This window comes from Flavobacterium sp., assembly GCF_024305175.1.
Classification (GTDB): domain Bacteria; phylum Bacteroidota; class Bacteroidia; order Flavobacteriales; family Flavobacteriaceae; genus Flavobacterium.
In genome coordinates this window covers 38,760-57,935 of record NZ_JAMWYY010000004.1, presented here as the reverse complement: position 1 = coordinate 57,935, position 19,176 = coordinate 38,760, and the positions used below count along the sequence as shown (strand labels likewise).

Annotated in this window: 20 protein-coding genes; 7 read left to right on the top strand and 13 right to left on the bottom strand. The window is 38.7% G+C overall.

Translation table 11 applies throughout. The features are described from left to right. Positions 1-22: 22 nt before the first annotated feature. A complete protein-coding gene (locus Q0K96_RS01920; protein WP_297332318.1) occupies positions 23-856 on the top strand; it encodes an OmpA family protein in 834 nt (277 codons plus the stop codon). A gap of 71 nt (positions 857-927) precedes the next feature. Here Q0K96_RS01920 and Q0K96_RS01915 read toward each other — a convergent pair whose 3' ends face one another. Together Q0K96_RS01915 and Q0K96_RS01910 are read right to left on the bottom strand one after the other, a co-directional pair. Then, the gene (locus tag Q0K96_RS01915; protein WP_297332317.1) at positions 928-1,188 is read right to left on the bottom strand and encodes a hypothetical protein; all 261 of its coding nucleotides are present in this window, start codon (positions 1,186-1,188) and stop codon (positions 928-930) included. Positions 1,189-1,257: 69 nt separating this feature from the next. Further along, positions 1,258-1,476 carry a hypothetical protein gene (locus Q0K96_RS01910; protein WP_297332316.1) on the bottom strand — a complete coding sequence of 73 codons (219 nt, stop codon included), beginning with the start codon at positions 1,474-1,476 and terminating at the stop codon, positions 1,258-1,260. A 259-nt stretch (positions 1,477-1,735) separates the two neighbouring features. Between Q0K96_RS01910 and Q0K96_RS01905 the strand changes: the two genes are divergently transcribed. Further along, on the top strand, positions 1,736-3,328 hold the full coding sequence (locus tag Q0K96_RS01905) for a PAS domain S-box protein (protein ID WP_297332315.1): 1,593 nt from the start codon (positions 1,736-1,738) through the stop codon (positions 3,326-3,328). Positions 3,329-3,331: 3 nt separating this feature from the next. Here Q0K96_RS01905 and Q0K96_RS01900 read toward each other — a convergent pair whose 3' ends face one another. Then, positions 3,332-3,808, bottom strand: coding sequence for a hypothetical protein (locus Q0K96_RS01900; RefSeq protein ID WP_297332314.1), 477 nt, complete (start codon positions 3,806-3,808; stop codon positions 3,332-3,334). A 99-nt stretch (positions 3,809-3,907) separates the two neighbouring features. Here Q0K96_RS01900 and Q0K96_RS01895 point away from each other — a divergent pair, with 99 nt between their 5' ends. Beyond that, positions 3,908-4,966 (top strand): MBL fold metallo-hydrolase, encoded by a 1,059-nt coding sequence (locus Q0K96_RS01895; protein WP_297332313.1) that lies wholly within the window; start codon positions 3,908-3,910, stop codon positions 4,964-4,966. Between the two features lie 234 nt (positions 4,967-5,200). Here Q0K96_RS01895 and Q0K96_RS01890 read toward each other — a convergent pair whose 3' ends face one another. After that, on the bottom strand, positions 5,201-5,689 hold the full coding sequence (locus tag Q0K96_RS01890; RefSeq protein WP_297332312.1) for a DNA-deoxyinosine glycosylase: 489 nt from the start codon (positions 5,687-5,689) through the stop codon (positions 5,201-5,203). Positions 5,690-5,830: 141 nt separating this feature from the next. Between Q0K96_RS01890 and Q0K96_RS01885 the strand changes: the two genes are divergently transcribed. The 3 genes from Q0K96_RS01885 (at position 5,831) to ligD (ending at position 9,969) form a co-directional block, all read left to right on the top strand. Continuing rightward, on the top strand, positions 5,831-6,460 hold the full coding sequence (locus tag Q0K96_RS01885) for a ferritin-like domain-containing protein (RefSeq protein WP_297332311.1): 630 nt from the start codon (positions 5,831-5,833) through the stop codon (positions 6,458-6,460). A 120-nt stretch (positions 6,461-6,580) separates the two neighbouring features. Then, positions 6,581-7,360: a Ku protein gene (locus Q0K96_RS01880; RefSeq protein WP_297332310.1), complete on the top strand. Its 780-nt coding sequence runs from the start codon at positions 6,581-6,583 to the stop codon at positions 7,358-7,360. A 5-nt stretch (positions 7,361-7,365) separates the two neighbouring features. Continuing rightward, positions 7,366-9,969: a DNA ligase D gene (gene ligD, locus Q0K96_RS01875; protein ID WP_297332309.1), complete on the top strand. Its 2,604-nt coding sequence runs from the start codon at positions 7,366-7,368 to the stop codon at positions 9,967-9,969. A gap of 43 nt (positions 9,970-10,012) precedes the next feature. Here the strand turns inward: ligD and sucD are convergent, their stop codons facing one another. From sucD to Q0K96_RS01830, 9 genes are all read right to left on the bottom strand, one after another. Then, on the bottom strand, positions 10,013-10,885 hold the full coding sequence (sucD, locus tag Q0K96_RS01870; RefSeq protein WP_223052280.1) for a succinate--CoA ligase subunit alpha: 873 nt from the start codon (positions 10,883-10,885) through the stop codon (positions 10,013-10,015). 101 nt (positions 10,886-10,986) lie between these two features. Further along, complete coding sequence (locus Q0K96_RS01865; RefSeq protein WP_297332308.1) at positions 10,987-12,102, bottom strand: hypothetical protein; 1,116 nt, start codon at positions 12,100-12,102, stop codon at positions 10,987-10,989. Further along, positions 12,102-12,464: a nuclear transport factor 2 family protein gene (locus Q0K96_RS01860; RefSeq protein ID WP_297332307.1), complete on the bottom strand. Its 363-nt coding sequence runs from the start codon at positions 12,462-12,464 to the stop codon at positions 12,102-12,104. Before Q0K96_RS01860 ends, Q0K96_RS01865 begins: the two co-directional genes overlap by 1 nt. A 1-nt stretch (position 12,465) precedes the next feature. Then, positions 12,466-13,401, bottom strand: a complete 936-nt coding sequence (locus Q0K96_RS01855) for a UDP-3-O-(3-hydroxymyristoyl)glucosamine N-acyltransferase (protein ID WP_297332306.1) — start codon at positions 13,399-13,401, stop codon at positions 12,466-12,468. 74 nt (positions 13,402-13,475) lie between these two features. Beyond that, the gene (gene efp, locus Q0K96_RS01850) at positions 13,476-14,042 is read right to left on the bottom strand and encodes an elongation factor P (RefSeq protein WP_223052276.1); all 567 of its coding nucleotides are present in this window, start codon (positions 14,040-14,042) and stop codon (positions 13,476-13,478) included. A gap of 22 nt (positions 14,043-14,064) precedes the next feature. Then, positions 14,065-14,850: an acyl-ACP--UDP-N-acetylglucosamine O-acyltransferase gene (gene lpxA, locus Q0K96_RS01845; RefSeq protein WP_297332305.1), complete on the bottom strand. Its 786-nt coding sequence runs from the start codon at positions 14,848-14,850 to the stop codon at positions 14,065-14,067. A gap of 11 nt (positions 14,851-14,861) precedes the next feature. Further along, entirely contained in the window at positions 14,862-16,250 is a 1,389-nt protein-coding gene (locus Q0K96_RS01840) for a bifunctional UDP-3-O-[3-hydroxymyristoyl] N-acetylglucosamine deacetylase/3-hydroxyacyl-ACP dehydratase (RefSeq protein ID WP_297332304.1), read from the bottom strand. Between the two features lie 13 nt (positions 16,251-16,263). Next, positions 16,264-17,292: a UDP-3-O-(3-hydroxymyristoyl)glucosamine N-acyltransferase gene (lpxD, locus tag Q0K96_RS01835; RefSeq protein ID WP_223052273.1), complete on the bottom strand. Its 1,029-nt coding sequence runs from the start codon at positions 17,290-17,292 to the stop codon at positions 16,264-16,266. 23 nt (positions 17,293-17,315) lie between these two features. Continuing rightward, a complete protein-coding gene (locus Q0K96_RS01830) occupies positions 17,316-18,560 on the bottom strand; it encodes an HD domain-containing protein (RefSeq protein ID WP_297332303.1) in 1,245 nt (414 codons plus the stop codon). Positions 18,561-18,745: 185 nt separating this feature from the next. On the opposite strand from Q0K96_RS01830, the gene Q0K96_RS01825 reads away from it, so the two are divergent. Next, on the top strand, positions 18,746-19,018 hold the full coding sequence (locus Q0K96_RS01825) for a hypothetical protein (RefSeq protein WP_297332302.1): 273 nt from the start codon (positions 18,746-18,748) through the stop codon (positions 19,016-19,018). The last annotated feature ends 158 nt before the right edge of the window (positions 19,019-19,176 follow it).

Below are 19,176 nucleotides of genomic sequence, written 5' to 3'. Positions count from 1 at the left end.
CAAATCTAAACACAGACATTTTATGAAAAGAACCATTCTGACACTAACACTGGCAGCGTTAACGCTAACATCCTGCGGTTCTAAAAAGAAAATTGCCGAACTGGAGGCAAAAAATAAGGAAATACAGGATATGCTTAACTCAGCAACTATTAAGCTGAACACGTGCCTTGCTGAAAAAGAAGGCATGGCTGCCCGCATAGAAGACCTTAAGCAGGCAAATACTGATTTAAAAGTTTCTAAAGACAATTTTGCTGAACTATCTACAAAAGGCGCACAAACAATAGAAAAGTCTTTAGAAAGCCTTAAAGAAAAAGACCTGAAAATTTCAAGACTTCAGGATGCCCTTACCCGTAAAGACTCTGTTACGCTTGCGCTTGTTACAAGTATAAAAAGAGCTGTTGGTGTTAACGACCCGGATATTGAAGTAAATGTTGAAAAAGGAGTTGTTTATATCTCTATAGCCGACAAGCTGCTGTTTAAGAGCGGAAGGTATGAAGTTACTGACAGGGCTAAAGAAATTTTAGGTAAAGTTGCCGCTATAGTAAAAGATAAGCCGGACTTTGAATGTATGGTTGAAGGCCACACTGATAATGTGCCTATTAACAACCCTGTACTACAGGACAACTGGGACTTAAGTGTTAAGCGTGCTACATCTATAGTTAGGATACTGCAACAGGATTATGGTATTGATCCTAAAAGGCTTGTTGCTGCAGGACGTGGTGAGTATGTGCCTTTAGAAGCCAATACTACTGCCGAAGGCAGGGCACGCAACAGAAGGACAAGGATACTGGTACTACCTAAAATTGACCAGTTCTATGATATGATAGAAAAAGAAATGAAAGGCCAGAGCAAATAAGCTAAATAAACAGGCTCAATAAAAAAGCTCCGCAATTGCGGAGCTTTTTCTATTTAATGGTTGTCTGGAACTTATTCAATACCAAAGTCGCTGTCTTCTTCATCTTCAAGCCTTCTTTTATTTTGCTCTTTCTCTGATAGCGTATTGGTATTTCCCGGTGCTGTATTTTCAGTTATATTACCACTATTTTCTTCCGGGTTTTCAGACTGAGTAAGGTCATTTTGCTGTCGCATATATTCCTTATCCTGTCTTTGGTCATTAGCTGCCATTTTTTCGGTAGCTTTTTTGTTTGCCTCCCCTTCTTTAAATTCTTTTCCTGATGAGTTTTCCATAGCGCTGTTTATTAAGTTTCACTATACCTAAAGTAAAAAATTTAAAAAACGATGCGTTATAAAAAACAGTTAATATTTATCATAACTAATACTGAATTTATTACGCCTTCTAAACGAAATACTGGGCAGGTTTATAATTAGCCCCGTAATACAGATTAGTAATAATACAATTATAAGCGAAAAGAAAATAATCCCGTTAAAGGTGGTAAGGTTAGGAAAATCTGCAATCAGTAACACCGTTGCAGCGATAAAAGTAATGGCAGATAGTATTATATTAAAGTTTTTCATAGTCCTTTTTTTACAAATTTATTGCGGATATTCATTATAAGGACTTATAAGTCCTTTTTAAGCTGTACTATTTTCCATGGTGATAAAAAATAATATAAGAGTTCTTAAATATTTGATACTAAGGTACAAATAAAATTCTACATAACATTAACAAAATATTAATTAATGTTTAGTAAAGAGTTTAATTAAATTATTTATAAGAGTTGTTAAAAATACGGATGTTCTTGATTAAATTTGACTTGTTTGTAATGATACAATAATGGATAGGTATACCGGTATATTTAATGATCCTGAAGATTCTGCAACAGATGACAGGCATATATCACTTATTAAAGAAGAGTACTTTTCAAGGCTCATGGAATTTCTTCCCGCTGTTATATATACCTGCGATGCCCAAGGAAAAATAACCTATTATAATAAAGCTGCATCTGCTTTTTGGGGGTTTAGCCCGGAAATTGGTACTGATCTTTATTTTACAGGCTGGAGGGCTTATACTATAGAAGGCCAGCCTCTTCCGTCGGACCAGACTCCAATGGCAAAAACGTTACAATATGGTAAACCTTTTACAGAAGAAATTATCCTTGAAAATGCGCAAGGGTTAAAACGTTATATTCAACCTTTACCCAAGCCAATATTTAATACGTCGGGAACGCTGATTGGTGTACTTAATATGCACATAGATATTACGCAACGCTACCAGTTGCGCATGCAGGCATTAGAGAACGAGCGAAAGCAGGAACTCTACAACAAAAAAGTGCAGAGCCGATATGAAAAGATGATTGATGAAGTACAGGATTATGCCATTATAATGCTTGATAAAGAGGGCAATATAATAAGTTGGAATAAAGGTGCGGAAAAAATAAAAGGCTATACTGCCGACGAAATTACAGGCAAGAACTTCAGGGAATTTTATTTTCAGAATGATTTAGAAAACAAGTTACCTGATATGCTTATTGAAGAAGCTTTTTTGAAAGGAAGGGTAGTTCATGAAGGATGGCGCAGGCGAAAAGATAACAGCAGGTTCTGGGCAAGTGTTGTAATTACTGCAGTGCATGATGATGAAGACAATGTTGTAGGGTTTACTAAAGTTACCCGCGACCTTACTGAACGAAAACTCTCTGAAGAAAGAATAAAACAATATACAACAGAGCTGGAGCAAAAAAATAAAGCTCTGGAACAATATGCATCCATAGCATCTCACGATTTACAAGAACCAATACGTAAGGTAGAGGTTTTTACCGGAATGCTTAAATCAAAAATAAATTCGCCTGAGGCAGCAAGTGTTTATGCTGATAAAATTACCGATGCTACCCAAAGGATGTCAAAGCTTATTAAAGAAATACTGCAATATACGCGCACAACGGCAGAGTCTTTATTTGAAGATATTAACCTTAATGCTACACTGCATAATGTTATAACAGACATGGAACTTATCATAAATGATAAAAATGCAGTAATAAACAACAGCGGCCTGCCGGAAATTAAAGGTATAAGTATACAATTATACCAGTTATTTTATAACCTGATAAGCAACTCTATAAAATTTAATGACAGTACACCTGTAATTGACATTTTTAGTGAAGATGCGCCGGTAGCGGAAATTGCCGCTTTTAAGCAATTACAGCAGGATATCAGCTATTATAAATTCACTATCAGAGATAACGGCAGAGGCTTTGACAACAAATACAGCGAACGTATATTTGAGATGTTTGAAAGGCTTGATAACAGCGCTAAAGGAACAGGTATAGGTCTTGCGCTGTGCCGCAAAATAGTAGAAAACCACCACGGGCATATAACGGCAATAAGCAGGGAAAATTCAGGAACCGACGTTTTAATTTATCTGCCAAAGTAATGGCTAACTTTTATTCTTATAAACCGAAGCCATGGTAAATATCCGGTTAAAGTAGCTGTTAAGGCAGGCAAAATCATTATTGTAATTCTTGTTTATATTCCCGTTAGAAAGCCACATACTTTCCGGCTTTATAATGGCCTTAGCTCCTTTTTTACCATTACTGGTATATTTGATATTACTGATAGTTACACGATATTTACCTTCGCTTATTACTATCTCAAAATCAAAGCTTAGCTCTTTTTCCATAAACGGAGAAGTATCAGGGCAGGTATGCTTTACTTCAGAGCCATGCCCTTTATAAGTGCTACCTTCAGAAGCTGTTATAACCAGCCTGGGGTGCTTTTTTATTAAGTCTGCAATATCTTTTTTATCAGTTATAAAGACGTTTTCCCATATAAGGCCGTTTTGCTTAACAAAAAAATTACTGGTTTGTGCAAAACCCGCAGCAGTAAATAAGACAAACAAAAACAGGATTTTCATAGCCGGACAGGTGGATTTTTATTCAAAGGTAATACAAATGCAAATCACTTGCATAAAAAAATAATCTGTATTTTTAATCAGTTTTTAACAATTATATAAATGCTGTACCTGCTGCTTTCATTGTTGTTCCTGTGCTGTTTCTTTGCGCTCTATTTCAGTAAATCCGATTTCGGAAAAAAGCCCTCACGGCGGCATAAAGCAATACTCAAAAAATCGCCGCACTATAAAAACGGCAGTTTTTTTAATCTGGAAGATACTCCTGCCCTTGCCCCGGGAAAAAACTTTATATCGGTACTTTTTACCTTTTTATTCCGTAAAAGCAAAAACGTAAAGCCTCCGCATCCGGTAAATTCAATAAAAACCAATTTGCATAGTTTACAGGCTACAGAAAATTGTATTATATGGTTCGGCCATTCTTCATACCTTATTCAGGTTAACGGCTTAAAAATATTGGTAGATCCTGTTTTTAGCGGCAATGCTTCCCCTGTACCCGGAACTAATAAGAGCTTTAAAGGTTCAGATATTTATACCGCTGATGATATACCACAAGTTGACTATCTTATTATAACGCATGACCATTGGGACCACATGGATTATCAAACAGTTACCGCGCTGAAACCAAAAATAAACAACATTATAACGCCCTTTGGTGTTGGATCACATTTAATAAGATGGGGATTTGAGCCTGAAATAATTAAAGAAACAGACTGGGGAGATACGGTAAAATTAGATGGTGATATGAATATTACGGCAGTTCCTGCAAGGCATTTTTCAGGAAGGGGTTTAAAAAGAAATGGTACACTATGGTCGGCCTTTGTATTAATGAGTACTAATTACCGTATTTTTATTGGTGGGGATTCTGGTTACGGAAATCACTTTAAGCAAATTGGGAGAGAATACGGCCCTTTTAATATGGCGATACTGGAATGCGGACAGTATAATGAAGCATGGCCTTATATACACATGATGCCCGAAGAAACCGTAAAAGCTGCTACAGATTTACAAGCAGCAGCACTACTGCCGGTACATTGGGGTAAGTTTGCCCTTTCGCTGCACGACTGGGATGAGCCTGTTAAGCGTGTAAAAGCAGCATCAGAGGCTAAAGGTATGCCACTGATAATAATACCACAGATAGGCAAAAAAATAATAATCGCTTAAAAGTTTAATTTTAATAAAGGTTTAATATAATTTTAAACATTATCTGTTTTTAAATGCTGAACTTGCATCCAGATTAATAAACCAAAAAGCAATTATTATGGGATGGAGCACTTTAAAATTTAAAGTCAGGCAAATGTTACAGGCTAAATTAAGGAACTATAAGCAAAAAAGGCTACAAAAGTATTTCACTACATAAAACTTATGCTTTTTGCTTTGAGGAATGATGCCATTGATTTATAGAATCAGAGGCATCATTTTTTGTTTCCATATTTCAAGTTTCTCTGCAAACGACTTTGTAGCATTAGCACCACTTGGAGATGGCAGTATTTCATATATTTTGCCACTACTCCTGCCAACATATTTATCATAATAGGCTGCGGCATTCTTACTCGAAAAAAATACGTATTTAATTTGAGGATGCTTTTTATAAAAAGCACCAAAGTCATTAGGTGTCTCATTTTTAATGGCACTGTCAAGACTGCCTGTCCTTTCGCAAAAAGCCAGAACATCCCAAACAGCAATCTTATATTTTGCCAGCAGTACCTTCCGCTCATCATAATCGGTGCTAAAATCTTCGCCGGTCATTGCATATATAATCTTCCAGAACTGGTTTCCCCTGTTGCCGTAGTACTGCTGCAACTCTAAAGACTTTTCTCCCGGCATTGTACCCAGTATTAGTATTCTTGCACCCTTTGGCACAATTGGCGCAAACGCTTTTTTCATTGTTGTAAGTAAACTATTATACAGGCAGTTAAATAATTGTTATAAGCTGTTTTTTATGATATCATTAATATCAGCTCCCTGGGGCATTGGCTACTTTTGGCAGAGACTAAAAGCTTATTTAAGTAATCAAAAATAAAAATTATGAAAACAGAAACCAAATCAGCAACAAAAAGTACTGCTAAATCTACTGCATCAAAATCTGCATCAAAATCATCAACAGATACAAAGCAAACTGCATCAAAAGCAGGAAAAGTAAAAGCTAAATCATCTGCCGCAGAGGGCCTAAAAGAACTTTTTATGGACAGCCTTAAAGATATATACTGGGCAGAAAAAGCACTGCTTAAGACTTTACCCAAAATGGCAAAGAACGCTACAAGCGAAAAATTGATACATGCCATTAATGAGCATACAACAGAGACCGAAGAGCAGATAACAAGGCTTGAAAAAGTATTTGAAATTGCCGGTAAAAAAGCTTCCGCAAAAAAATGTGAAGCTATGGACGGGCTTATTAAAGAAGGACAGGACATACTGGAAAGTACAGAACCGGGGCCTGTAAGGGATGCGGGTATAATTGCCGCTTCGCAAAAAATTGAACATTATGAAATAGCTACTTATGGTACCCTGTGTGCTTTTGCTAAAACTTTAGGAATGGAAGATGCCGCAGACTTGCTGCACCAAACGCTTGAAGAAGAAAAGCAGGCTGATATGACACTTACCGAAAATGCGTATAACGACATAAACTTTGACGCCCACGAGCAAGACGAAGAATAGTTGTAACACAACGTTAAAACCGAATGTGCTTATGCACAAATTAATTAACTTAAGCGATAGCCTGTAAAGGCTCATCGCTTTTGTTGGCAAAAAAGGGTACTAAACTTAAAATATACACACATGAAAGCTATCTGGAAAGGGAGTATAAGCTTCGGGCTTGTAAACATTCCTATAAAATTATACAGCGGCACTAACCAGCACAGGATAGACCTGGATATGATCCGTAAAAAAGACCAATGCCCTATACAGTACGTCCGGGTGTGCAAAAAAGATGGCAAAGAAGTGCCGTGGGAGGATATTGCCAAAGGCTACAGGAAAGAAGATGGCGATTATGTGGTGCTGGACAAAAGTGACCTGGAAAGCGTAGCTGCAGAAAAAACACACACTATTGATATTTTTGAATTTATAAAGGAAGAAGAAATACCCTCTAAATATCTTGAAAAACCCTACATAATTGAACCTGAAAAGCAGGCCAGGAAAGTGTATGCATTATTGCGTGAAGCATTGAAAAAATCGGAAAAAGTGGGCTTATGCAAATTTGTAATGCGTACCGCACAGCATTTAGGTATATTAAAGGTTGAGGAAGACGCCATTTTACTGATACAAATACGCTTTAATGATGAACTGCGTGACCCTGAAGGTGCCAAAATACCCACAGATATAAAAATAAGCAAAAAGGAACTGGATATGGCCATGACAATAATAGACCAGCTTACAGAGCCTTTTGACCCTACCAAGTATAAAGACACCTATAAAGAAGATTTGGTTAAAATGATAAAGAAAAAAGCGGCAAGCAAGTCAGGGCCAAAAGAACCCGAACCACGCAAGCGCAAAAAAGCGGCACCAAAAGACGATTTGCTCGACCAGCTAAAGGCTAGCCTTGCCGCCATTAAAAACTAATTGCCATGAAACTTTCTGAATACAACCGCAAACGCGACTTTACTAAAACCGCCGAACCCAAAGGAAAAGTAAAAAAGAGCGGGAATGAACTGCGATTTGTAGTACAAAAGCATGCTGCCTCTAACCTGCACTATGATTTTCGGCTTGAAATTGATGGTGTACTGGTTAGCTGGGCAGTACCCAAAGGCCCCTCGGCAGATACATCTGTAAAAAGGCTTGCCATGCATGTAGAAGACCATCCTATGGATTATATTGATTTTGAAGGTACAATACCCAAAGGGCAATACGGTGGTGGCACAGTTATGGTTTGGGACACCGGTACTTATACTGCCGAGGGCGTAAGCAATTATACCGAAAGCCAAAAGCTGCTGCGGAAAATGTATAAGGACGGCAATATAAAGATTGAAATGAAAGGCGAAAAGCTGAAAGGCTCTTACCATTTGGTAAAGATGAGTGGTAAGGATAAAGAATGGCTGCTAATGAAAGGTAAAGACGAATATGCCGATAAAAAAGAGTTCGGGCAACAATCGGTACTTACAGGCAGGACACTTGATGAAATAGCTAAAGACAGTGATTCTGATGTGTGGCAAAGCAACAAAGAACAGAAGAAAACTAAAAAAAACAACCTTATACCTGAAGATGATAGCAGTAACGATGCATTAGGCTTAAATGCCAAAGATGTGGAAGATGCAAAAAGAGTGGATGCATTTCCAACACAGTGGAGGCCACAGCTTGCCACACTTACTGATGAAGCATTTGATGACGACGAATGGATATTTGAAAATAAATATGACGGCTACCGCGCCCTGATTCAGGTGCAGGAAGGAAAAGTAAACATCATTTCGCGTAATGGCCTGTCGTTTAATAAAAAATATCCTGAACTTGTAGAGGCATTTACAGCTATTACCGATGATGTAATTCTGGATAGCGAAATAGTTGTAGAAGACACAAAAGGTCAAAGCCACTTTCAATGGCTGCAATACTATCAGGATAACCCCGGCCGGGGAAAACTGAAATGTTATGTATTCGACATCCTATACTTCAACGGGTTCGACCTTACTCCCCTATCATTATTGCAACGAAAGAAAATTGCAAAAGCATTATTGCCAAAATCGGATGCCATCCTTTTTTCATCCCACACCGAAGGCAAAGGTGTTGAAGCACTTAAAGAAGCTGCTGCAAAAAACAGCGAAGGCATTATAGCCAAAAAAAGTACTTCGGTATACCATGTTGGCAAACGCAGTAAAGACTGGCTCAAGATAAAAGTTACCAAAGAGCAGGAAATGGTAATTGGCGGGTTTACCGACCCTAAAGGCTCACGCACAGGCTTTGGCTCATTGCTGTTAGGTTACTATAAAGATGATAAGCTAATTTATACAGGCAAAGTGGGTACCGGTTTTGATGAAGAAAGCCTGAAAGATATGCATGCCTTATTAAAAAAACTGGAACGGAAAACATCGCCATTTGATGAAACTCCGAAAGAAAAGGGTATCCACTGGATAAAGCCGGAATTGGTAGCCCAAATAAAATATTCGGAATGGACAGAAACAGACAGCCTGCGGCATCCTGTATTCATAGCATTGCGTGAAGATAAAGATCCTAAAAAGGTAATTAGGGAAAAAGCAGCACACCTTACTCCCGAAACGGCACATAATGAAACTAAGGCATCTGCTAAAAAAGTTTCGGATAAAAAAAGTACTAAAAAAACAAATACTACAGGATGGGACACTGATAAAGTTAAAGTCACTAATTTAAATAAAGTATTTTGGCCCGAAGAAGGTTATACTAAAGGGGATGTAATACACTACTACGATGTTATGGCGGAGTATGTACTCCCCTTTTTGATTGACAGGCCACAGAGTATGCGGCGCACACCCAATGGCATAAAAGGAGATGGATTTTTCCAGAAAGATATGGCTGGAAAAGCGCCTAAATGGGCAAAAACCCGCAAAATACGTTCTTCATCCAAAGGTGAAAGTATTGAGTATCTTATCTGTAATGATAAAGAAACACTGATTTATATGGCAAACCTTGGGTGTATCGAGATCAATCCCTGGAGCAGCCGCGTGGGCAGCATCAACAATCCGGATTACATAATTTTTGACCTCGACCCTAACGAGGCTACATTAAAAGACCTGCTAAGTACTGCAAGGAAAGTAAAGGAAGTGCTTGACAGCATCGGTATAAAAGGCTACCTGAAAACCAGCGGCGGTAAAGGGCTGCACGTTTTTATACCTATTAAGCCTGAGTTTACTTATGATAATACACGGGATTTTTCACATATTGTAAGTCAGCATGTGCATGCCGCCCTACCCGATATTACCAGTTTAGAACGTATGCCTGACAAACGCAAAGGCAAAGTGTATCTTGACTTTCTGCAAAATGGCAAAGGTAAAACAATGGCCTGCGCCTACTCCCTGCGCCCACGTGAAGGCGCTACAGCAAGCACCCCACTGGAATGGGAAGAACTCGATGATAAAATTTTTGATATTAAAAACTTCAATATTAAAACCCTGCCGGAGCGCGTAAAACAAAAAGGTGACCTATGGGCTGACTTTTTTGATAATGCTATTGATTTAAGAAAGGTGTTGAACCAAATAAAACAATAAACCCCGCAATTGCGGGGTTTATTATTTATATGAGATTCAGGAATTAACCTAAAACTTCTTTTACTTTTTTACCTATTTCAGCAGGAGAATCAACAACGTGTATACCATTTTCCCTCATGATGCGTTTCTTGGCTTCGGCTGTATCATCGGCGCCGCCAACAATAGCACCCGCGTGGCCCATAGTACGGCCTTTAGGAGCAGTTTCTCCGGCAATGAAACCTACAACAGGTTTTTTGTTACCGTTTTCCTTAATCCACTTTGCAGCATCAGCTTCAAGCTGTCCGCCTATCTCCCCTATCATTACAATACATTCTGTTTCAGGGTCGTTCATTAAAAGTTCAACCGCTTCTTTAGTAGTAGTACCAATTATTGGGTCACCACCAATACCGATAGCAGTAGTAATGCCTAATCCCTGCTTTACTACCTGGTCGGCTGCCTCATAAGTAAGCGTACCCGATTTAGAAACGATACCTACAGTACCTTTCTTAAACACAAAGCCCGGCATGATACCAACCTTAGCCTCCTCCGGAGTGATAACACCAGGGCAGTTAGGGCCTACAAGGCGGCAGTCTTTATCTTTTATATAATCATAAGCTTTAATCATATCCGCAACAGGTATGCCTTCGGTAATAGCAATAATTACTTTTATACCGGCTTCTGCGGCTTCCATAATTGCATCGGCTGCAAAGGCAGGCGGAACAAAAATGATAGAAGTATCGGCACCTGCAATTTCTACAGCGTCTTTAACAGTATTAAACACAGGACGGTCTAAATGCGTTGTACCGCCTTTGCCCGGTGTTACACCGCCAACAACGTTAGTGCCATATTCAATCATTTGGGTTGCGTGGAAAGTTCCTTCGCTGCCGGTGAATCCCTGAACAATTATTTTGGAATCTTTATTTACTAAAACACTCATGATATATTTTTTAATTATTTATAATCGCAATGCAAAAATAGTTTTTTACTTAAAATATATAAAAGAAATTATACTATTTGTATATTAAATTTGCAAAAAAATTATTCTGCAAGCTGCTTTTGCCTGTAAGGATATGCATACATAATAAAGGCAGCATCTCTTCTACTATATTTTTTTTCATACTCCTGCTTAAAACGATTATAATACCAGGCTTCAGGATAAGGCGGAACTTTAAGTTCTTCCAGCCCCCAATGCAGTACAGAAAGCCGTGCTTTGCCATCACATATTCTGTGTCTGTCTTTTTTTGCTCTAAAATCGTCAATTTCTTTTGGCACTTCACCTTCACCAAAGCAGATATCCATGTTTAAGGTGTTTCCTGAATATAAGCTCGACGAAAAATAACGGCTCCAGTAGCCTCCAAAACTGGCAACGGGCAGTACTATCCAAAATAAAATAATTATAGCATACCTGCCGCTTAAAACAGTTTTAGCATTAAAATAGCCATAGTTGTTTTTGATAGATACCTGATATAAAAGAAACATCATGGCAACATTCCAGGGCCAGATGATTACATTATAATTAGTGCCCAGTGGCCCTACTAATACCAGTATAAATAAGTGCATGGTGATTAGTATATACACTGGTAATCTCTTGTTTTTCAGTAACAAAATCCCAAGCCCTGCTGCTATTTCAAGCACCGGCAGTAATAGCCCTGAATAATGTACTAACAAATTCTTTCCTGATTCGTGCGATATGCCAAAGAGTTCATGCAGTATGGTAATTTTCCATACCGAATATAAAAATCCGCCATTAAGTTTATGAAGTCCGCTGAACACGTAGGTAGATGCTAAAACAAGTGTAATGGCAATATATAGCCTTTCTTTATTTTTACCATAAGTGGCAATAATAGCAAAAAGGAACAGGTATAAATATTCCCACGGTTGCCAGCGGGTTACATCTAAAAGGCAGGAAAGCAGTTCTGTAAAAATAAGTAATAGAATTGCCACATTATTCTTAGGAAAAATAAGCAGGTAAATAAAAAGGAGTAGTGAACCGCAAAATAGTATAGTATGAAAATAGCCCGGCATGTTGGTGCTGAAATCTAAAACCGGTATCACAGGATAAAGCCTGTCAGCCAACCAGACTTTGTAGCTAATAAGCTTGGCTATAAGCCAGAAAAAAGTAACGGTGCGTATTATTTGAGCTTGCCCCGGCATTATCCAACCTGGCTCATAAGGTAACCTTTATACAGTTTTTTATCTTTTATTTCCCATATTGCGACAAAATGGCCCAGCACAACTTCTTCAGAAGGATTTTCTATAGCATGGACATAATGCGTGTAGCGCACGCAGGCACGGCCGCCATCGGCAATAATATGGCCTATATCAAGCCTGTAAGACGAATATGCCCTTTTAAGCCCTGCTACAAGTTCAAGCAGGTCTTCTTTATCCACCTGCAAAAAGCCTTTAGAGCTGCGCCATTCCATCTTCATATCTTTATGGATAAACCTGTCCATAACATCCGGATTGCCAAAAGCATCAGAATTGTAATATGCCGTTACCAGTTCTTTCGCATCCATACTACTTGCCTTTTAGTTTTTCAAAAATTTCAGGTATCCTTTTCACATTCATAAGCTGCCTCATCATCTGGCGTGATTCTTCTGCCGGAGAGCCGAAATAAACTTTACCGCCTTCCAGCGATTTGCTAATGCCCGATTGTGCCTGTATTACTGCTTTAGCGCCAATAGTAATGCCGCTTGTACTGCCTACCTGGCCCCACATTGTTACTTCATCTTCAATAATTACGCAGCCTGCAATGCCCGTTTGTGCTGCAATAAGGCATTTTTTACCTATTACAGTGTCATGCCCCACATGTACCTGGTTATCAATTTTTGTGCCCTCGCCGATGGTTGTATCTCCGGTAACTCCTTTGTCAATTGTGCAAAGTGCACCTATACCAACATTATCCTTAACAACAACCCTGCCACCAGAAAGAAGCTGATCAAATCCTTCAGGGCGTTTTTTATAATAAAAAGCATCGGCGCCAAGCACTGTACCGGCGTGTATAATTACGTTATCGCCTATTACGGTATTATCATATACTGAAACATTAGAGTGTATCAGGCAGTTTTTGCCAATGGTTACATTATTACCAATAAATGAATTAGGCTGTATTACTGTACCCTCACCTATTTTAGCAGAAGCAGCTACAGAAGCGCCTGCTGCCTGAAAAGGCATAAAGTGGCGAGTAAGCTTATTAAAATCCCTGAAAGGGTCATCTGATATCAGCAACGCTTTACCTTCGGGGCATTCTACTTCTTTGTTTATAAGTACTATTGTAGCTGCCGATTGCAACGCTTTGTCATAGTACTTGGGATGGTCTACAAAAACAATATCGCCCGGCTCAACCACATGGATTTCATTCATTCCATGTACCGGGAAATCATCTGCGCCCACATATTCGCTGTTAATAATAGCAGCTATTTCTTTTAGATGGTAAACTTTAGGAAACTTCATCAGAAAAACTTTTAACCGTACTAAAAATAAGAAATCTGCCGTTTATGCGGCAGATTTATATAAAATTCTTTTTATTATTCTTTTACCCTTTCAATATAAGCGTAAGTAGAAGTATCAATTTTAATTTTATCACCTTCGTTAATGAAAAGCGGAACATTAACCTGAGCGCCTGTTTCTACAGTTGCAGGTTTTGTAGCATTAGTAGCTGTGTTGCCTTTAACACCCGGCTCTGCATAGGTAATTTCCAGCACAACAGATGCAGGCATATCTACAGAAAGTGGCGCATCAGTTTCAGTATTTATTATTACCATTACGTTTTCTCCTTCTTTTAAAAGATCCGGGGCATCAAGAATGTTCTTGTTAAGCGATATCTGCTCATACGTTTCAGCATGCATAAAGTGATACTGGTCTCCCTCAGGGTATAAAAACTGGAATTTGTGTGTTTCTACCCTTACATCTTCAATTTTATGACCTGCAGAAAATGTATTATCAAGCACTTTACCGGTTGTAAGGCTTTTAAGTTTTGTCCTTACAAATGCAGGGCCTTTACCCGGCTTAACGTGAAGGAATTCAATAATTTTGTAAATATCGTTGTTATACTTAATGCATAACCCGTTCCTGATATCTGATGTACTTGCCATTATATTGTCTTAATTAAAATGTTTAGTAAATGCCTGTATAACCTTTCATAATACCACGCGATGAGTTCCTGATAAAAAGAATAATCTCATCACGCTCAGGTGTTGCCTCCATTTCGGCTTCTATAAGGCTTAAAGCCTGTGTAGTGTTATAGTTCTTTTGGTATAATATCCTGTAGATATCCTGTATTTCCCTTATCTTTTCAGGTGTAAAGCCCCTGCGCCTTAGCCCTATAGAGTTTATACCTACATAAGAGAGCGGCTCTTTGGCTGCTTTTGTAAATGGCGGTACATCTTTACGCACTAAAGACCCTCCGGAAATCATGGCGTGGTCTCCTATACTGATAAACTGGTGTACTGCTGCAAGCCCTCCAATAATGGCATAGCTGCCAACGGTAACATGCCCTGCAAGTGCAACACCATTTACAATAATGGCATTATCGCCTATGTGGCAGTCATGTGCTATGTGGGCAGTAGCCATAATAAGGCAGTTGTTACCGAGTTTGGTTACACCCGAAGCAACAGTACCCCTATTGATGGTAACACATTCGCGTACAGTGCAGTTATCACCTATTATTGCAAGTGAATCTTCACCTCCGAATTTTAGGTCCTGTGGTACGGCAGAAATTACCGCACCCGGAAAAATGTTACAATTCTTGCCAATCCTGGCGCCCTCCATTATAGTAACGTTTGATCCTATCCAGGTACCCTCGCCTATCTCCACATTATTATGGATGGTTGTAAATGGTTCTATCACCACGTTTTTGGCAATTTTTGCCCCCGGATGAACGTATGCTAACGGTTGATTCATACAATTCTGTTTTAGCTGTTTTTGACAATCTGGGCCATTAGTTCGGCCTCAGCAACAAGTCTGCCATTGGCATAAGCATTAGCCTGCATGTGGCAAATACCCCTTCGTATAGGCGAAATAAGATCGCACTTAAATACCAATGTATCTCCCGGCAATACTTTTTGCTTAAACCTTACATTGTCAATTTTCATGAAATAAGTAAGATAATTTTCAGGATCTGGCACAGAGCTAAGTATAAGGATACCCCCTGTTTGCGCCATAGCCTCTACTATAAGCACGCCCGGCATAACGGGAGCCCCGGGGAAATGCCCCACAAAAAAGCTCTCGTTCATGGTAACATTTTTAAGCCCTACTACATGGCTGTCGCTCATTTCAAGTATTTTATCAACTAAAAGGAACGGCGGCCTGTGGGGCAGCATGCTCATAATCTTGTTTACATCCATTAATGGTTCCTGGTTAAGGTCATATACCGGAACCTGGTTGCGCTGTTCTATTTTTATAATTTTAGATAGTTTTTTTGCAAATTGTGTATTAACAAAATGCCCGGGCTTGTTGGCGATAACCTTCCCTTTAATCCTGATACCTACTAATGCAAGGTCGCCTATCACATCAAGCAATTTGTGGCGTGCAGCCTCGTTAGGGTAATGCAGCGTAAGGTTATCCAGTATACCATTCGGTTTTACCGTAAGGTCTTCTTTACCAAAGGCTTTTTTAAGGTTTTCCATTGTTTCAGGAGAAATTTCCTTATCAACATATACTATAGCGTTGTTAAGGTCTCCCCCTTTAATTAAGCCGTTATCAAGCAGGGCTTCAAGCTCGTGCAAAAAGCTGAACGTTCTTGAATCTGCAATTTCTGTTTTAAAGTCTTTTATGTTTTTAAGTGTGGCGTTTTGTGTGCCAAGCACTTTTGTACCAAAATCTACCATGGCGGTAACCTGATAATCATCCGCAGGCATAACTATAATTTCGCTGCCTGTAGTTTCGTCCGTATAAGATATTACTTCTTTAACCGTATATACTTTACGCTCGGCATCCTGCTCTTCAATACCAACCTTTTCTATAGCTTCAACAAAAAACTTAGATGAACCATCCATAATTGGCGGTTCAGATGCATCAAGCTCAATGATTACATTATCAACATCGCAGCCAACAAAAGCGGCAAGCACGTGTTCTGATGTTTGTATCTTAACACCTTTTTTTTCAAGGTTCGTTCCACGCTGTGTATTTACAACATAGTTGGCGTCAGCTTCTACAATCGGCTGGCCTTCAAGGTCTACTCTTACAAAAGTAAAACCGTTGTTTATTGGTGCAGGCTTAAAAGTCATGGTAACTTCTTTACCGGTATGCAGCCCAACCCCTTTTAAAGAAATTTCGCTTTTTATTGTGGTTTGCTTAACCATTATAGTTCTCAGTTTAGTTTTGTTGTTTGTTTCGTTGCTTAATATCTTCTATATCAGCTACTATTTTAGGAAGATTTTTAAAGTGTACGTATGATTTATTAAAATCGGAATAGCCCAGTGCAGGGCTTCCCTGTATGGCTTCTCCGTCAGGTATGCTCCTGCCAACGCCTGATTGTGCCTGTATGCGTACGTTATTGCCTATGGTAATATGGCCTACAATACCAACCTGTCCGCCAATAATACAGTTCTTCCCAATTTTGGTTGAACCCGCAATACCGGTTTGCGATGCTATTACTGTATTTTCACCAATATAAACATTATGGGCAATCTGTATTTGGTTATCAAGCTTTACACCTTTTTTTATAATTGTAGAGCCAAGTGTTGCCCTGTCTATAGTGGTGCAGGCGCCAACATCTACGTTATCCTCTAAAATTACATTGCCTATCTGGGGTACTTTACTATAAACACCTTCTTCATTTGGCGTAAAGCCAAATCCGTCAGACCCTACAATAGAGCCTGAATGTATCGTACAGTTTTTGCCTATTTCAGTTTCAGAATAAATCCTTACACCTGCAAAAAGTATAGAGCCGTCTCCAATAGTAACATTATCACCTACAAAACTGTTAGGGTAAATCTTTACATTGTTACCGATTTTTACATTTTTGCCTATATAACAAAATGCACCCAGGTATAAGTTTTCGCCATATGTTACGTTATCAGATATAAACGAAGGCTGCTCTATACCGCTTTTCATTAGTTTTACCTGGTTGTAGTACTCCAGCAGCTTAGTGAATGATTTATAAGCGTCATCAACCTTTATAAGTGTGGTGCTTATTTCTGTTTCCGGTTCAAAAGAACGGTTAACAATGGCTATGGATGCCTGTGTAGAATATATGTACTGCTGGTATTTAGGATTGGAAAGAAAGGTAAGCGAACCCTCGCTGCCCTCCTCTATTTTTGCAAGCTTATATACTTCGGCATGCGGATTGCCCACAACTTCGCCTTCCAGAATGCCTGCTATTTGTTCTGCTGTAAATTTCATCCCGACAAAAATATAAAATTATATTAAATCAGTGCTTTTTCCAAAAGCTGTTTTGGAAAACACATATAATATTTGGTTACAGGCTTACTTAATGCCTTTAAGTTCAATTGGTCAGATGCATCTGCTACATCTTCCACCACGCCGTCTTTCCGCAATATATGTATAGGCTCTCCTGTTTTGTTATAGGCCTGGTTTTTTATTTTTCCTTTAAAAACAAAATAATCGGCTTCTATTTCTGTTATCCCGAACAACTCACATACTGCCGCTTTTGTTTCCGCAAGCTTTACCTTATCAGGTTTTTCTGCCTGCAGCCTTATTTTTAAAAGGTCGCGGTTAATAATCATCCTGCTCAGTTCGGCAAGTACAAAATCATCATTAAACTGCCACTCTTTAATAGCGCTTATTATATCAAAATCATCAAGCCTTGCAAAAGTGCCTAATACATTATTATTAAAATCTTCAAGGCTTATGCGGTTTCTCAAGAAATACTGTAATGGGTTGCTGCAGGGCAGTGTAATGCCATTTTGAGTAAGCTCTTTTGCACGTTTTAAGATTTTTGTGAGTATAAGCTCGGCAGCAACGCTTGTTTTGTGCAGGTAGGCCTGCCAGTACATAAGCCTTCTTGCCACTAAAAACTTTTCTACCGAATATATACCCTTTTCCTCTATTACCAATACATCATTATCAACATTCATCATTTGTATCAGTCTTTCGGAGTTTATATTACCTTCGGCAACACCACTGTAAAAGCTGTCACGTTTCAGGTAATCCATCCTGTCCATATCCAACTGGCTTGATATTAACTGGAGCATGAACTTCCTGTGGTATTCCCCCTTAAAAATTTTTATTGCCAGAGATAATTGCCCGCCAAATTCTTCATTCAGCCTGTCCATAAAAAGCAGAGAAATTTTTTCGTGGCTTACATCCTCTACAATACTGTGTTCCATGGCATGCGAAAAAGGCCCGTGGCCTATATCGTGCAGCAGTATAGCAATGCAAAGTGCCCTTTCTTCTTCTTCAGAAATTTCTACACCTTTAAATTTAAGTACCTGAACTGCCTTTTGCATTATGTGCATACAGCCCAGCGCATGATGAAAGCGGGTGTGATGCGCACCCGGGTAAACAAGGTAAGACATACCCATTTGCGATATGCGCCTTAAACGCTGAAAATAAGGGTGCTGTATAAGGTCATAAATCAGCGGATTGGTTATAGAGATAAACCCGTAAATAGGGTCGTTAAGTATTTTTAGCTTGTTGATATTGCTCACTATAAGGCAAATTTTTAACAAATATAGTAAACATAGCCTTTGCAAGCGGCACAACAATAATTTTAACTCAGTATGTAAGGTTATTAACGCCATTTATTAAGTAGCGTTAAACCGGGGTTAATGTCAATAAAATATTTTAGTATTAGTACTCTATTAATTAATTTTATAGTATAAAACCATTAGAAATGAAGCTGCTTTTTTACATAGCGTGTGCATTCTTAGCATTTACATTACCGGCACTTGCGCAGGAAGAGCAGGATAACATCCAAAAGCAGCCTCCTGCTATAACACACAGACAGGTTGTCATGGATGAGCGAATGGCACAGAATGAGCGTAAAAAGCATAATGAAAATCAGTCTTCTAAATCAGAAGCAACCCGAAGAAAAGATAAAGAAAAATCATCTTCGGATAATACTACATCAACAGGAAAAACTTCAAGCAAGCCTGAAAAACAATAATAACGTTATTTTTTGTTACTTAGGTTATTGGAGGAAAGGTCTGCAAAGTAATTTTTGCAGGCCTTTTTATTTAAAAGCACCTCTTTTTTTATAAAATAATTAGCACAAAAATCGTTAAATACATTTAACTTGCATGCTAATTTATTGAACGAAAATTC